Below are 13,076 nucleotides of genomic sequence, written 5' to 3'. Positions count from 1 at the left end.
CACGCTTCCAGAAGGAACACTGCCATGTCTTCGAATCCGCGCCGCGCACTTGTCGTGATCGACGTCCAGAACGAGTACGTCACCGGCGAACTGCCGATCGAATTTCCCCCCGTCGAAACGTCGCTCGAAAACATCGGCCGCGCGATCGACGGTGCGCGGTCGGCCGGCGTGCCGGTCGTCGTCGTGCAGCACTTTGCGCCCGCTGGAGCGCCGATCTTCGCGCGTGGCAGCGTCGGCGCGGAGCTGCATTCGGTGGTCGCATCGCGCGAACGCGATCACTACGTCGAAAAAGCAATGGCGAGCGCTTTCGCGGGTACCGATCTCGCACAATGGCTCGCGGCGCGCGACATCGATACGATCACGGTGGCCGGGTACATGACCCACAACTGCGATGCCTCGACGGTTTTCGAAGCCACGCACGCGGGGCTTAAGGTGGAGTTTCTGCAAGATGCGACGGGCTCGCTGCCCTACGCGAACGATGCGGGATTCGCGAGCGCCGAGGACATTCATCACGTGTTCAGCGTCGTGATGCAGTCGAACTTCGCCGCGGTGGCGACCACCGATGCGTGGCTCGCCGCCGTGAAGGCCGGCATGCCGCTGTCGCGCGACAACATCTACGCGTCGAACCAGCGGGCGCGCGCGAAGGCCGTTGCGTAACGTGCAACGCGTAGCGGTGAGGCGGGGAAGGGTGCTCGCCTAAAGGCGTTTTCGGGCGCGGCACACGTCGGCTAGTGAAATGGCAGACGCAGGTCGCCGCCCATGCGCGCGGTTGAAGACCCCTTCGCGGTACGCCGCTGTAACGCGGCGCAAGCCGCTCAGCCCGGCTAAGGCTTTGCCGCCGCCCCGATTCGCAATGCCGGGCTATAGCGCAGCGTGTCGAGCATCGCTTCGACGTGCCGCTCGGCGTTTGTTGCGACATCGAAGACACCGGGCAGGGAAGCCATGTCGCGCAGCGCGCCCGTGATGAACGAATGCAGCACGCGCGCCGCGCACGCGGCGTCGAGGTCGGCGCTCAACTGCCCCTTGGACATCGCATTGCGCAGACCTTCCTCGATCCGCTCCAGTCCCTCACGCATCGCGGACTGATGGCGCGCCATCACCGGCCCCATTTCCTCCACGAACTCACACTTCAGGAACAGGATTTCGAACACGCGGCGGCGCCGTGCGTCCGTTGCCGTGTCGCGAAGACACAGCACGCACAGGTCGCGAATGCGTCCGAGCGGATCCGGCTCACTGCGGGCGACCGACGCCGCCTTGATCTCTTCGAGCGGCAGCACCACGCGGTCGAACATCGCCGTGAACAGGTCGCCTTTGTTCTGGAAATGCCAGTAGATCGCGCCGCGCGTGACACCAGCGGCCTCGGCGATATGGGCAAGGGACGTGCGCGAGACACCTCGCTCGAAGAAGACGTGCTCGGCGGCATCGAGGATCTTGCTGCGCGTCTCCAGCGCTTCCTCTTTTGTGCGTCGGACCATGATTGAGCGTTTGTAATAGGTTGCGAGAGGGCGAAGCGCGGCTGCTAGCCGGCTTGCGCCGCACATCCGCCGCGCCGGGGCGGCGGAACGCGCAGATTGCACCTGAAAGACCCTTCTAACCCAATGGCTTGTTCTTTTACATGCATTCGCGAATGTATCTATAATAGCACCCCACCACTCAGGTACCTCAAGTGGTGATGTCCGGTTAATATCCGTCACTGGCCCCGGGTGCCCGTAGAAACCCGAGCGCACGATACTCTCGTAGTCGCGTGGCCGATGACCCGTGAGTACGGATGCGGTGGCCGGACTGGTACCAGAAAGAAGTCAACATCATCCGTCAGGTAACACCAGATGCTGGCGTGCGATGCGTCCCCTGGTTTCAAGCGGGACGCCGCATGCTTTTTTGTCAGATAAAGACAGAGGTCGCTCCATGCGCGTCGAACGGGTTCCATTCCGCCTAATTAGTCTTGCGACGGCTGCTGTAGTGCTCGCAGCGTGCGGGCAAAAGCAGTCGGCGCCGCCGCCGCAAACGCCCCAGGTGGGCGTCGTAACGGTCCAGCCAACCGCTGTGCCGGTCGTATCCGAATTGCCTGGCCGCACCAGTGCCTTCCTCGTCGCGCAGGTGCGTTCCCGTGTTGACGGCATTGTGCTGACGCGCGAGTTCACCGAAGGCACCAACGTGAAAGCGGGCCAGCGGCTCTACAAAATCGATCCGGCGCCGTACAACGCCGCGTTGAACAATGCCAAGGCCGCGCTCGCGAAGGCGCAGGCCAACCTCGCCACGCAGAACGCCCTTGCTGCGCGCTACAAGGTGCTGGTCGCTGCGAATGCCGTGTCGAAGCAGGACTACGACAACGCCATCGCGGCCCAGGGCCAGGCGCAGGCCGATGTCGACGCAGGCAAGGCCGCCGTCGATACCGCGCAGATCAACCTCGGCTATACGGACGTCGTGTCGCCCATCTCTGGGCAGGTCGGCATTTCGCAGGTCACGCCGGGCGCCTATGTACAGGCGAGCCAGGCCACGCTGCTGTCGACCGTGCAGCAACTCGATCCGATGTATGTGGACGTCACGCAGTCGAGCAGTGAAGGCCTCAGGCTGCGCCGGGAGATCCAGGAGGGGCGCCTCAGGACGAGCGGTCCGAACGCCGCCAAGGTGACGCTCATGCTCGAAGACGGCCGCGCCTACAAGGAAACGGGCACGCTGAAGTTCACCGACGTGACGGTCGATCAGACCACCGGCTCAGTGACGGTCCGCGCTGTCTTCCCGAATCCGAACCGCGTGTTGCTGCCGGGCATGTTCGTGCGTGCGCGCATCGAAGAAGGCGTGAATGACCACGCGTTCCTCGTGCCGCAGGTGGGTGTCCAGCACGACCAGAAGGGTCAGGCGACGGTGCTCGTGGTCGGCAAGGACGACAAGGTCGTGCTGACGCCGATCCAGACCTCGGTCACGCAGGGCCAGGACTGGGTCGTCCAGAGCGGCCTGAATGCCGGCGACCGCGTGATCGTGCAGGGCACCGAGAAGGTCCGTCCGGGCGCGAGCGTGAAGGCTGTCGCGGCGGAACTGCCGCCGCCGCCGGCGCCGGGAGCGCCTTCGGCTGACATGACGACAGGTCCCGCCCAGGCTCCGGCAGGCGCAAGCCCCGCTGCGAGCGCAAAACCGGCCTCCGCCGCGCATTAACCGGGAGCCTGCTTAATGGCAAAGTTCTTTATCGATCGCCCGATTTTCGCGTGGGTGATCGCCATCATTCTGATGCTGGCGGGCGTGGCGTCGGTGTTCACGCTGCCGGTCGCGCAGTATCCGACCATCGCGCCGCCGTCCATCCAGATCAGCGCGACCTACCCGGGCGCATCCGCGAAGACGGTGGAAAACACGGTCACGCAGGTGATCGAGCAGCAGATGAGCGGTCTCGACCACCTGCTGTATCTCTCGTCGACGAGTGATGACTCGGGCACGGCCACGATCACGCTGACGTTCGCCGCGGGCACCAACCCGGACATCGCGCAGGTGCAGGTGCAGAACAAGCTGCAGCTCGCCACGCCGATCCTTCCGCAGGTGGTGCAGCAGCTCGGTATCCGCGTCACGAAGTCGAGCAGCAGCTTCCTGCTCGTGCTCGCGTTCGTGTCCCAGGACGGCAGCATGTCGAAGTACGACCTCGCGAACTACGTGGCGTCGAACGTACAGGACCCGATCAGCCGGATCGACGGCGTGGGCACGGTCACGCTGTTCGGCTCGCAGTACGCGATGCGCATCTGGCTCGACCCGAACCGCCTGACCAACTTCGGCCTGACGCCGGTTGACGTCACCACCGCGATCACCGCACAGAACGTGCAGATCGCGGGCGGCCAGCTCGGCGGCACGCCGGCGGTGGCAGGCCAGGCGTTCCAGGCGACGATCACCGAATCGACGCTGCTGCGCACGCCGGAAGAGTTCGGCAACATCCTGCTGAAGGTGAACCAGGACGGCTCGCAGGTGCGCTTGCGCGACGTGGCGCGCATCGCGCTCGGCGGCGAAACGTATAACTTCGACACGAAGTACAACGGCGCGCCGACGGCAGGTCTCGGTATCCAGCTCGCAACGGGTGCGAACGCGCTGCAGACCGCAAGGCTCGTGCGCCAGAAGATCGATCAGCTCTCGGCGTACTTCCCGCATGGTCTCGTCGTGCAGTATCCGTACGACACGACGCCGTTCGTGCGCCTGTCGATCGAGGAAGTGATCAAGACGCTGCTGGAAGGCATCGTGCTTGTGTTCCTCGTGATGTATCTGTTCCTGCAGAACCTGCGCGCGACGCTGATTCCGACTATCGCGGTGCCAGTCGTGCTGCTCGGCACGTTCGCGATCATGGCGGCGGTGGGCTTCTCGATCAACGTGCTGTCGATGTTCGGCCTCGTGCTGGCAATCGGTCTGCTAGTTGACGACGCAATCGTGGTCGTGGAGAACGTCGAGCGTGTGATGGCCGAAGAGGGGTTATCGCCCAAAGAAGCCACCCGCAAGGCGATGGGCCAGATCACCGGCGCACTGGTCGGCGTGGCGCTCGTGCTCTCCGCGGTGTTCGTGCCGGTGGCGTTCTCGGGCGGTTCGGTCGGCGCGATTTACCGGCAGTTCTCGCTCACGATCGTGGCGGCGATGGTGCTCTCGGTGCTGGTCGCGCTGATTCTCACGCCCGCACTCTGCGCGACGATTCTCAAGCCGATCCCGAAGGGCCACCACGAAGCCAAGAAGGGCTTCTTCGGCTGGTTCAACCGGACCTTCGAGAAGAGCCGCGACAAGTATCACAGCGGCGTGTACCACGTGATCAAGCGCTCGACGCGCTGGCTCATCATCTATATCGCTGTGATCGTCGCGGTCGGCATGCTGTTCGTGCGCCTGCCGAAGTCGTTCCTGCCGGATGAGGATCAGGGCACGATGTTCGTGCTCGTGCAGACGCCGTCGGGTTCGACGCAGGAAACCACCGCACGCACGCTCGCCAATGTCGAGGACTACCTGCTCCACGACGAGAAGTCGATCGTCGAGTCGGTGTTCTCGGTGAACGGTTTCAGCTTTGCGGGCCGTGGCCAGAACTCGGGTCTCCTGTTTGTCCGCATGAAGGACTACAAGCAGCGCCAGAGCGACGACCAGAAGGTCCAGGCGCTCGTGCGCCGCATGTACGGGCATTTCCAGGGCTACAAGGACGCGATGGTGATTCCGGTGAATCCGCCGTCGATTCCTGAACTCGGCACGGCGTCGGGCTTCGACTTCGAGCTGCAGGACCGCGGTGGCGTTGGCCACGACAAGCTGATGGAAGCGCGCAACATGCTGCTCGGCATGGCGGCGAAGGACCCGACGCTCGCGCAGGTGCGCCCGAACGGCCTGAACGACACCCCGCAGTTCAAGGTCAACATCGATCGCGAGAAGGCACAGGCTCTTGGTGTGTCGAGTTCGGCGATTGACCAGACGTTCTCGATCGCCTGGGCGTCGCAGTTCGTGAACAACTTCCTCGACACCGACGGCCGGATCAAGAAGGTCTACGTGATGTCCGACGCGCCGTTCCGTATGACGCCGGAAGACATGAACATCTGGTACGTGCGCAACGGCGCGGGCGGGATGGTGCCGTTCAGCGCGTTCGGCACGGGCACGTGGACTTACGGCTCGCCGAAGCTCGAACGTTTCAACGGCATCTCGGCGATGGAAATCCAGGGCGCGGCCGGTCCGGGCAAGTCGACGGGCCAGGCGATGACGGCCATGGAGCAGATCGCGGCGAAGCTGCCCGCGGGCATCGGCTACGAATGGACGGGCCTCTCGTACCAGGAGCGCCAGTCGGGCTCGCAGGCGCCGATCCTTTACGGCATCTCGATCCTCGTCGTGTTCCTGTGTCTTGCGGCGCTGTACGAGAGCTGGTCGATTCCGTTCGCGGTCATCATGGTGGTGCCGCTCGGCGTGCTCGGCGCGCTGCTGGCGGTCACGCTGCGCGGTCTGGAAAACGACGTGTTCTTCCAGGTGGGTCTGTTGACCACCGTCGGTCTATCGGCGAAGAACGCGATTCTGATCGTGGAGTTCGCTCGCGACCTCCAGGCTGACGGCAAGATGGGGCCGGTCGAAGCGGCGCTCGAAGCGTCACGTCTGCGGTTGCGGCCGATCCTGATGACGTCGCTGGCGTTCATCCTCGGCGTGCTGCCGCTCGCGATCAGTAACGGTGCGGGCTCGGCGAGCCAGCACGCGATCGGCACGGGCGTGATCGGCGGGATGCTGACGGCGACGTTCCTCGCGATCTTCATGATCCCGATGTTCTTCGTCGTGATCCGCGCGAAGTTCGCCGGCGAGAAGGAAGACGCCGATGTCGCGCTCCAGCACTACGAAGAGCACCACGCGCACGACAACGATGAGGACAACGCGGACCACGGCGGCGACGCCGGCCCGCAGGGTGGCCCGAACGGTGGCGGCAGTGGTGGCGGTGGAAATGGCGGGAGCGGCCCGGGCAAGGAAGGACATTGAGATGCTTAAACTATCCGTAATTGCAGCGGCCGCTGCGCTGCTCGCCGGCTGCACGATGGCGCCGTGGTATCACCGTCCCGAGGCCCCCGTTTCGCAGAGCTTTCCGCAGGGCGGGGTCTACGCGACGCAACCGGGCCAGCCCGGCGTCCCCGTGACCGGCCGCAGCGCCAACGGCGCCGCGGCGACCGACATCGGCTGGCGCGACTTCTTCGTCGATGCGCGCCTGCAGGAGCTGGTCGCGATCGCGCTGAAGAACAACCGCGACCTGCGCGTGTCGGTGCTGAATGTCGAGGCCGTGCGCGCGCAGTACCAGATCACGCGCGCAGAACTGTTCCCGTCGATCAGTGCCGTGGGCACGGAATCGCGCACGCGGGTTCCGACCAAGCTGGTGACGTCGCCGAGCAATCCGTTCAGCGTCTATAACGTCGAATTGCAGGCGTCTTGGGAAATCGACTTCTGGGGGCGCATTCGCAGCCTGAAGGACCAGGCGCTCGCGCAGTATCTGGCGACCGCCGAGGCGCGCAAGGCCGCGGAGATCTCGCTGGTCTCGCAGGTGGCGGACCAGTACCTGACGATGCTGGCCGAAGAGGATCTGCTCCAGGTCACGCAGAACACGCTGAAGAGCGCACAGGACTCGTACAACATCACGAAAGTGCAGTTCGACAATGGCACTGCCGGCGAACTGGATCTGCGCTCGGCTCAGACCGTCGTCGAGACCGCGCAGGCGAACCTGCAGTCGCAGGCGCGCGCGCGGGCGCAGTCCGAGAACGCGCTGGTGCTGCTGATTGGCGAACCGCTGCCCACGGACTTGCCGCAGGGGCTGACGCTCGACGCGCAGAATCTGCTGACCGACATTCCCGAGGGCCTTCCGTCCGATCTGCTCACGCGTCGTCCGGACATCATGGAAGCGGAGCAGCAGTTGCTTGCGGCTAACGCGAACATCGGTGCAGCGCGTGCGGCCTTCTTCCCGAAGATCTCGCTGACCGCAGCGTTCGGAACGGAGAGCCTGACGCTCGGCGGCCTGTTCAAAGCGGGCACGGCGGCGTGGAGCTTCGTGCCGCAGGTCACGATGCCGATCTTCGAAGGCGGCGCGAACGTCGCGAATCTCAATCTCGCGAATGTCGAGAAGCGCATCGAGATCGCGAACTACGAGAAAGCGATCCAGTCGGCGTTCCGCGAGGTAGCGGACGGGCTCGCCGCGCGCGGTACCTACGATCAGCAGATCGCGGCGCTCGAGCGCAATACGTTCGCGAATCAGCGTCGTCTGGATCTTTCGGATCTGCGATACAGGAACGGTGTGGACAGCTATCTTTCGGTGCTGCTCGCACAAACCGATCTGTATTCATCGCAGCAAACGCTGATCCAGACGCGCCTCGCACGGCTGACGAATCTCGTCGATCTGTATCGCGCGCTGGGCGGCGGTTGGATCGAACACGCTGGCGAGACGCCGCGGCCGGCCGATGCGCCTGTCGACTACGGTGCGGGCAGTGCGCCGGTGGCGGCTTCGGCGACAACGGCGGGGTGAGGGTGCGCCGGTTCGCTGTTTAGCGGTGCTTCAAATGAAAAACGCCACGGGAGACCGTGGCGTTTTTTTTATGGTTCTTCGTGGATTTTCGGGGAGATCGATTGCGGGCGGGCTGTTGTCGGCCACGCGCGGACGCTCGCGTCAGCCCCGGCGATGACGCTCGACCGTCCCTTGAGAAGCCGGAAGCGGCCGCGCGGGTCGCGTATCAACACGGCCATGTAGCCGTGCACGGGCGTTACTTGCCTGCTGCGCTCTTCACGGCGCATTGCGCTACGATTTTCTCGCCGTCGCTGAAGTTGAAAGTAACCGGGATCGTCGAGCCGACCGTAAGCGGCTTCTTCGCCTTCTCGAACATCACGTGATAGCCACCGGGAGCGAATGCAAGCGTGCTGTTGGCCGCGACTGTCGCTTTGTCGATTGGGGCCATCTTCGACGTGTTGCCGCTGATCTGCGTCTGATGCAGCATGGACATGCCGAACGCATCCGTGCCGACACTTTCGAGATTGATCGGCTTGTCGCTCATGTTCATGAGTTTGAAGTAGCCGCCCGAGGGTGTGTCGCCCGGCATCGAGCGGATCCAGCAGTCGGAGACCATCATCGAATCGGACGAAGCCGCAAAAGCGGTAAACGAGACTGCCGCCAGCGGCAGTGCGATAGCGAAGTGGCGGAAGGTACGGTGCATGACGTGTTCTCCAATTCTGTATTGACCAGGAAATGCAATTCGTTGGCGGGATGAATGTGACAGTGCGAGGCGTCACGGTCATTCGCCGCATCAATATCGCGCGCGACCCGAATTATCCACGTGCTAGCCACCTGTCGGCGATGTATGGCCCAACACTGCAGCCAGCACGAGGATAGCCAGCATGGCAAGCGCTTCAACAGCAAGGAGGCTGTCGAAGCGGCGCTGTGCAGCAGGATAAGCCGGATCGCGTCGTTCAGCGCGAGCGTGCAGATCGGGCAGGACCACCATCCGGTTCCAGCCACCCAATGCGGTTGCAAGGGCTACGCATGCAAGCTTGGCGGCGAGCAACCGGCCCCAGGCGGTTCCGAAGAGTGGCGCGCTCGCGTGTGCGGTGTCCTGCATTGCGTTGTAGAAACCGGTGAGGAGGACAACCACAAGTGCCAACGTCGCCAGATGAGACAACGCGGAGCAAAAGGCAGCCTTTGGGCCGGGTGAACTGCCCGCTTCGCGTGAAAGCCGGTACAGCAGGATCGCCGCGACGATCACGCTGCCCGCCCAGAGGCCAGTTGCGACAAGGTGCACGACGTGGATGGCCTCTCTCAGCGAGAAATCGCCCGAGTCCGCCGCATGGCTGAACGCAGCCTTGCCCGCCGCATAGGCAAGCATGCCAATGACGAACAGCGGGAAGCCGCGCCGCCCGAAATAACAACTCAATGCCGCGACCAGTGCGCCGAAGAATCCGACTGACCATGCAAGGCCGAAGTGAGACTCTGTCAGCACGGCGCCCAATGCTGCACCTGCGGCAGGGAGTGCCGAACCGCTCATCACCGCCGCCTGGAGCCAGAGATACGCGAATGCAGCGATGGACAGCGCCGTCGTAAGGACAGCACGCCAGCGACGCAGCCTAGCCTGCTCAAGCACGCCGCTGCGCTCTCCCATTACGCCGCACGCAACCAGGCCTGCTGTTGTGGCAAACAATATGTTTTGCACCGCTGCCAGTGTGATCTGAGCGATGACGAGTGGCTCCACCGTTATTTCACCGTGAACGTGTAGTGTCCCTGCGTGCGGTGCCCGTCGGAAGCAACGGCTATCCACGCGACCGTATAAAGGCCTGGTGTCAGCGGATTGAGCCCCACGGACATGTGCTTCTTGTTCGCTGGATCAACCACAGCCTTGCCGCTCGTAACGGTATTGCCTTTCGAGTCGGTAACGGCGATCGAGCTGAACGAGGGTTCGAGCGCGTCGTCGAAGTCGATCGCCACTTCCGTTTGCGTGGTCGTGACGGTCGCTCCGGCCGCGGGCGCCTGGTGGGTCGGGTGGGCGTGCGCCAGCGCGACCTGGCAAATGACGATCATCAGCGCGGCCACAGCGGCGCGCGCGGTCGTGTGCAGTTTCATGAGACGGTCCTCGCTAGTCAGAACAGCGGTTTGCCGAGCGTTTTCGGCGCAATATCATCGAAGAAAAGATGGGCCTGTACGAGGATGCCCACGTGCGAACCGCTCGCGCTGTTGATGGGTATCTGTGCTTCGACACCGAACTGGCCATAGCGGTTGATCCAGATGAAGCCGGGATTGATCGTGCCGGTGGTTTGGCCCTGGCTTCTCGACAGCGGAAACTCGACAAGAGGAACAATATTCGACAGCGGCTGTGGCAGTCCGAGATCGTGCACCTGCTGCTGCAGATACGGCAGGCTGTACTGGACCGTGAAACCATAATCGAAGGAGTTGGGCTGACCGGATCCGGTCGTCAAGGAAGGCCCGGCTTCGGCGGTAATGGCAACGGGGCGCAGATAAGCCAATGAGTCAGGCAGATCGCCCATGCCCTTGCCGACGAAGATTGTCGGCGAGATGGTCGAGAAGCTGTTCGCAATCGCCTTGCTGCCGGTTCCGCCAAGCTCAGCGTGCACCCCGACTGACGTCATGAATTCGTGCGGGGCATTCACGTACAGCAGATACTTCAGGCCGACCCCAAAGTTATCGAACCCGCGAGCGGTCGGATTGTTCTGCATGACGTAAGCGCCATCGACCGACAGGGCAAGCCTCGACGTGATCAGCTTGTCGTACTCGAAGCTGAACGTATTGATGCTTTGATCGCCGTTGTCGCCGGGAACGCGCTGATGCCCGTATTCGAAGTTGGCTTCATCGCCGACACCTGGATCATCGACAGTCATCGTTGACGGAAAGACGCGGTCGCCTGCAACGGCGTGAGCAGTGGCCGGCGATGAGGCAATCAGGAGCGCGGTCGCAGCGAATGAGATGGTCGCCGCGGCGAAGAAGGGTTTGCCATGGCGAGAGGTCTTGGTATTCATGTTCATCCAGCGAATGAGGTCGTCGTCGTGCCGCCGCGAGTCTGCAAGGATGCGCGGCGTCACATGGCGATGCGTTCGTGTACGGCATCGCCAACAGGGCTCAATTCAGAATGAAACGGGAGGCGCGCGTGGCTGGGCTGATGCGAGTGGATCGACGCGGCGCACACTTTCAAACCGCGTCGCAACGCGATGCTGGATGGCCCAGACCGTGACCGCAAAGGCGGGTTCTACACTCGGCAGTGCAGGCATGTGCGCGAGCAGGTTGCAGTAGCCACAAGCCTGCCAGTGGCCAGCCAGGGCGTGCGAAGTGCCCCCATTGTCCGGCGTGACGCCGGGCGTCGAATGCGCAAAGCAGTGCGAGCCAGGATGAAGCCCGGCCTCGTGGGTTCCCGGCAGTGCCTGCGAGACTGTCGGCGCGAGCGTCGCCATCAGGATTGCCAGCAATCCCAAAAAACAACCGAGTTTCTGGCGGAAGCGGCTCAGCATCGGGCTGACGTTTCGAAATCAAAGTGGTGGTGAAGAATGCGAAGAATTATGCCACGGGGTAGTTGACAGTTCCCTCACACGGCAATTTGACGCACGATCCGACACCTCAATTCGCCCAAGGATGAGACGCTCGCCGACCCGGCTTACTCAGAGGGATTTACAGCTGACGGCATCAGACGTTGATCGGCCAGGATGTGACCTTCGTCGCCTCAGTAGTTCAGGCACCCGGGCGGCGGAAGTCCCTTTGGATCAGCGCGGTTGAAACGCGATAATCGCCATTCCGGCGAGCGAGGCTATCACCCCCGCACAGTCCCACGCTGTGGGCTGTATCCCGTCGACAAGCCAGAGCCAGATCAGCGCGACGGAGATGTAAACACCGCCGTAGGCCGCATAGACGCGCCCTGCAGCGGATGGATGCAACGTCAGAAGCCATGCAAAGAGCGCGAGTGACAGCGCAGCCGGAATCAATAGTGCGGCGCTCTTGCCTTCCTTTAGCCACAAGTAAGGGAGATAGCAGCCAACAATTTCCGCGATCGCCGTAGCTACATATAAAGAAATGGTTCGCATTTTTGGTGTCACGAGACGGGGGCGTGGAGAATGCTACCCCACAAAGCCGAGAACCTCGGAACGCCATAGCTAGTTGACCGGCAACCGTGCTAACGACCGCTATGCCACCATATGCGGGCGTTGGCGCATCGCTCCGCTGAATGACAGAAACGGGTCGTACTCAGCCGGCCGCGGCGTTACACGGGGGTTTCGAATCATGCGAATTGCACGAGTCGGCTTGCGGTCAGGAAGTATCATTCGCCCGAGGCGACGCCCGGACATTGAGACGTCGGCTCCACCCCAAGAAGCGGCCGAACGATTCGAGAAACCTATTGCATCCACCGGTTGAATCCGCAACCCGACGCGGACAGTCGACTCCCTCCCTTGCGGCCGTTCACCACTGGTCGTGGCGCCATGAGGTGTTAGAGTTCTCAGGGTAAAGTGGACATATAGGCCGCCAGAGCAAATCCCATCACATTGACGAGACCGGCCAGTTTTCCTCCAAGTTCTCCGATGGGCAGTTCAAACTCCTCCACTTGTGGGCGGCTAAATTCCCCCAGGCAGGACGAGCGGATTATGTGTCGGATTCCACAGCCGACGTACTGCCTTGCCTTCACGACACCACACGGACGATTGATGATAAGTATTTCGAGTTTTGACGAACTTCTTCGCGTCGCACGGCAACAACCGGAGCCACAGCGTCTGCTATTCGTATTTACCTCAGTTGAGTTGCCCGATGATTGCACGCCAGACCAGCTGACCCGCTTCGAAGCGGGTCAGGGTGGCGCGTTGACACCACTGATGTGCGTGGACAAAACACCTGAGGAACTTGGTACGTTTAGCGATCTGCTCGCGGAATCACGACAGGTGCTCCAGGATTGGGCAATCGTCTTCGTCGCGGCACTCTCGGGTAAAAACGGGTGTGTGCCGCGAACTGAGGATGCCGAAGCGCCGTTGAACAGGATGGTGGAATCGATCAAGACTGGTTCTGTCGGGATGTTTATTCCGTTCGATACCCACGGTCATCCAGTCCAATTTGGTCCCTCCTCTGAACAGATCTCTCATTGACGGTGATGGTCTCGCCA

General features: G+C 62.7%; 12 protein-coding genes. 5 read left to right on the top strand and 7 right to left on the bottom strand.

The window, feature by feature from the left end; translation table 11 throughout:
- The first annotated feature begins 24 nt into the window (after window positions 1-24).
- Entirely contained in the window at window positions 25-657 is a 633-nt protein-coding gene (locus L0U80_RS12100) for a cysteine hydrolase family protein (protein WP_233864375.1), read from the top strand.
- 167 nt (window positions 658-824) lie between these two features.
- Here L0U80_RS12100 and L0U80_RS12095 read toward each other — a convergent pair whose 3' ends face one another.
- The gene (locus tag L0U80_RS12095; RefSeq protein WP_233864372.1) at window positions 825-1,475 is read right to left on the bottom strand and encodes a TetR family transcriptional regulator; all 651 of its coding nucleotides are present in this window, start codon (window positions 1,473-1,475) and stop codon (window positions 825-827) included.
- A gap of 430 nt (window positions 1,476-1,905) precedes the next feature.
- On the opposite strand from L0U80_RS12095, the gene L0U80_RS12090 reads away from it, so the two are divergent.
- Genes L0U80_RS12090 through L0U80_RS12080 form a run of 3 tightly spaced genes read left to right on the top strand, consistent with a single transcriptional unit; the run spans window position 1,906 to window position 7,969 of the window.
- Complete coding sequence (locus tag L0U80_RS12090) at window positions 1,906-3,153, top strand: efflux RND transporter periplasmic adaptor subunit (protein WP_233864370.1); 1,248 nt, start codon at window positions 1,906-1,908, stop codon at window positions 3,151-3,153.
- 15 nt (window positions 3,154-3,168) lie between these two features.
- The gene (locus tag L0U80_RS12085; protein WP_233864369.1) at window positions 3,169-6,444 is read left to right on the top strand and encodes an efflux RND transporter permease subunit; all 3,276 of its coding nucleotides are present in this window, start codon (window positions 3,169-3,171) and stop codon (window positions 6,442-6,444) included.
- A gap of 1 nt (window position 6,445) precedes the next feature.
- Window positions 6,446-7,969: an efflux transporter outer membrane subunit gene (locus L0U80_RS12080; RefSeq protein WP_233864368.1), complete on the top strand. Its 1,524-nt coding sequence runs from the start codon at window positions 6,446-6,448 to the stop codon at window positions 7,967-7,969.
- A gap of 235 nt (window positions 7,970-8,204) precedes the next feature.
- On the opposite strand, the gene L0U80_RS12075 is transcribed toward L0U80_RS12080, so the two are convergent.
- From L0U80_RS12075 to L0U80_RS12050, 6 genes are all read right to left on the bottom strand, one after another.
- Complete coding sequence (locus L0U80_RS12075; RefSeq protein WP_233864367.1) at window positions 8,205-8,651, bottom strand: copper chaperone PCu(A)C; 447 nt, start codon at window positions 8,649-8,651, stop codon at window positions 8,205-8,207.
- A gap of 123 nt (window positions 8,652-8,774) precedes the next feature.
- Window positions 8,775-9,641 carry a CopD family protein gene (locus L0U80_RS12070; protein ID WP_505879670.1) on the bottom strand — a complete coding sequence of 289 codons (867 nt, stop codon included), beginning with the start codon at window positions 9,639-9,641 and terminating at the stop codon, window positions 8,775-8,777.
- Window positions 9,642-9,682: 41 nt separating this feature from the next.
- On the bottom strand, window positions 9,683-10,048 hold the full coding sequence (locus L0U80_RS12065; protein ID WP_233864365.1) for a copper resistance CopC family protein: 366 nt from the start codon (window positions 10,046-10,048) through the stop codon (window positions 9,683-9,685).
- A gap of 17 nt (window positions 10,049-10,065) precedes the next feature.
- A complete protein-coding gene (locus L0U80_RS12060) occupies window positions 10,066-10,959 on the bottom strand; it encodes a hypothetical protein (RefSeq protein ID WP_233864364.1) in 894 nt (297 codons plus the stop codon).
- 105 nt (window positions 10,960-11,064) lie between these two features.
- Window positions 11,065-11,445 carry a DUF2946 domain-containing protein gene (locus L0U80_RS12055; RefSeq protein ID WP_233864363.1) on the bottom strand — a complete coding sequence of 127 codons (381 nt, stop codon included), beginning with the start codon at window positions 11,443-11,445 and terminating at the stop codon, window positions 11,065-11,067.
- A gap of 249 nt (window positions 11,446-11,694) precedes the next feature.
- Window positions 11,695-12,012: a YnfA family protein gene (locus tag L0U80_RS12050; protein WP_233864362.1), complete on the bottom strand. Its 318-nt coding sequence runs from the start codon at window positions 12,010-12,012 to the stop codon at window positions 11,695-11,697.
- 618 nt (window positions 12,013-12,630) lie between these two features.
- On the opposite strand from L0U80_RS12050, the gene L0U80_RS12045 reads away from it, so the two are divergent.
- Window positions 12,631-13,059: a ribonucleotide reductase subunit alpha gene (locus L0U80_RS12045; RefSeq protein WP_233865900.1), complete on the top strand. Its 429-nt coding sequence runs from the start codon at window positions 12,631-12,633 to the stop codon at window positions 13,057-13,059.
- Window positions 13,060-13,076: the final 17 nt, after the last annotated feature.

This window comes from Paraburkholderia adhaesiva (genome assembly GCF_021390575.1).
Lineage (GTDB): Bacteria > Pseudomonadota > Gammaproteobacteria > Burkholderiales > Burkholderiaceae > Paraburkholderia > Paraburkholderia adhaesiva.
The sequence above is the reverse complement of the archived record's forward strand: the minus strand, read 5'-3'. Positions and strand labels throughout refer to the sequence as shown.